The sequence below is a fragment of the Selenomonadales bacterium genome (genome assembly GCA_017442105.1).
Classification (GTDB): domain Bacteria; phylum Bacillota; class Negativicutes; order RGIG982; family RGIG982; genus RGIG982.
Window position 1 is genome coordinate 1 of the sequence record JAFSAX010000090.1, and the last position, 2,266, is coordinate 2,266.

Consider the following 2,266-nt stretch of genomic DNA (forward strand, 5'->3'; position numbering starts at 1 on the left):
CCTGCACACGGACATATATCCATTATTTCATTGTGGTTATTCTTATTTTCTGAATTTATCCATCCCACAAGGACACGACTGGCATTTGTTGCTCACACAGACACAATATCATACCGCAATACAAGGTGTTTTTGTGTAACGCTGTTGTATACAGGAAATGTTACACCTCCCGCACGAAAAAAGCCTCGTTTCGCCAAAGAGGACGAAACGAGGCTTACAGCTTACTGTAAAGCGGTCATTATTTGATGACTTCGATACCGCCCATGTACGGACGGAGGACTTCCGGAACGATGACGGAGCCGTCTTCCTGCTGGAAGTTTTCGAGGATCGCGGATACGGTTCTGCCGATAGCAAGACCCGAGCCGTTAAGCGTGTGTACGAATTCCGGTTTCGATTTGGCATCGCGTTTGAATTTGATATCTGCGCGGCGTGCCTGATAGTCTTCGAAGTTGGAGCAGGACGAGATCTCGCGGTAACGGTCTGCCGCAGGGAGCCATACTTCGATGTCGTATGTTTTTGCCGCGGAGAAGCCGATGTCGCCCGTGCAGAGCGTGATGACGCGGTACGGGAGGCCGAGGAGCTGAAGGATCTCTTCTGCATCGTTCGTGAGTTTTTCAAGTTCGTCGTAGCTGTTATCAGGGTTTACGAATTTGACCATTTCGACTTTGTTGAACTGGTGCTGACGAATAAGACCGCGCGTGTCGCGACCTGCGCTGCCTGCTTCGGAGCGGAAGCATCCGCTGTATGCCGTGTAGTAGAGCGGAAGTTGATCGCCTGCGAGAATTTCGCCGCGATGGTAGTTGGTGACAGGGACTTCTGCCGTCGGGATGAGGTAGTAGTCGAGGCCTTCGAGTTTGAACATATCTTCAGCGAATTTCGGAAGCTGGCCTGTACCTGTTGCGCTTGCGCTGTTGACGATAAACGGCGGGAAGAATTCAGTATAGCCTTGTTTGTCGATATGGAGGTCGAGCATGAAGTTGATGAGTGCGCGCTCTAAGCGTGCGCCAAGACCGCGATAGAAGGTGAAGCGTGCGCCTGTTACTTTTGCGCCGCGTTCGAAGTCGAGGATATTGAGGTTTTCACCGATCTCCCAGTGTGCTTTCGGTTGGAAGGTAAATTCGCGCGGAGTGCCCCAACGGCGTACTTCCGGGTTGTCGTCTTCGCTTGCACCGATCGGCGTCGATTCGTGCGGAATGTTCGGGATGCCGAGGATGATGTTTTTCATTTCTTCGTCGGCTTCTTTTACCTGTGCATCGAGTTCGGCAATTTTGTCACCGATGGCGCGCATTTCTGCAACGAGGTCGTCTGCATTCTGTTTGTTTTTCTTGAGGACGCTGATCTCTTTGGACGCGAGGTTACGTTTATTTTTGAGCGATTCTACCTCTGTTAAGAGTTCGCGGCGTTTCTTTTCAATGGCAAGGAATCCGTCGAGCGAGAGTTCGCCGCCACGGTTTTTGACTGCTTCTTCTACGAGTGCAGGATTTTCACGTACAAATTTAATATCTAACATTGTTGTTTTTCCCCCATCTTGCGCCTTCTTGGGCGCACTCTTTATCATTTCATTATATATAGTTCGTCCGAGTGTGTCAAACGATTCGGTCTGTTTTCGTGTTTTTCTTCATATATATTTGTAATTCTGCCCGAAGGGAGTGCCGCTTGTGATAAAGGGCGTTCTGTCTGTGTGGGCGGTGTTCGTCGGGTCGGTCATCGGCGCAGGGTTCGCATCGGGGGCAGAAACGGTGACGTTTTTTGCCGTGTACGGTACGTCGGGGCTTGTCGGTGCGCTGATCGCAGGCGCGGTGCTTGCACTGCTGGGTGCGCGTCTGATGCTCATCGCCCGCAAGGCAGAGAGCCGTGATGATGTGCTTCACCTTTTGTTCGGCAGGGCTTCTTCCGTTATGCATATGATGCTGGGCATCTTTTGGCTGACGATGCTGTCTGTGATGCTCTCGGGCGCAGGTGCGCTCGGTGCGTCGCTGGGCGTTCCTTCCGTCGTCGGCACCGGTGCACTTGCCGTGCTTCTCTGCGCGCTGTCGCTCGGCGGTGCGCGTATGCTGCCGCTTGCGAATATGGCAGTAACGCCGCTCGTGATCGTCGTCGTAGCTGTGATGGCAGTCTGTTCGCTCTTTTATCACCGCGATCATCTCTTGCCGATGATGGTCATTTCGCCTGTACCGATGCCCTTGCTGACGGACTGCCTCTACTATGCTTCGTACAATCTGGCGATGTGTCTGCCTGCGCTCATCTCTCTGCCTCCGATGCGACC

General features: G+C 52.7%; 2 protein-coding genes. One reads left to right on the plus strand and one right to left on the minus strand.

Features of this window, described 5'->3' with window-relative positions; all coding sequences use genetic code 11:
- Window positions 1–238 precede the first annotated feature (238 nt).
- Window positions 239–1,510 carry a serine--tRNA ligase gene (serS, locus tag IJN28_03475; GenBank protein MBQ6712835.1) on the minus strand — a complete coding sequence of 424 codons (1,272 nt, stop codon included), beginning with the start codon at window positions 1,508–1,510 and terminating at the stop codon, window positions 239–241.
- A 148-nt stretch (window positions 1,511–1,658) separates the two neighbouring features.
- On the opposite strand from serS, the gene IJN28_03480 reads away from it, so the two are divergent.
- Window positions 1,659–2,266, plus strand: a 608-nt coding sequence (locus IJN28_03480) for a hypothetical protein (protein ID MBQ6712836.1), incomplete at its 3' end; no start/stop codon positions are given.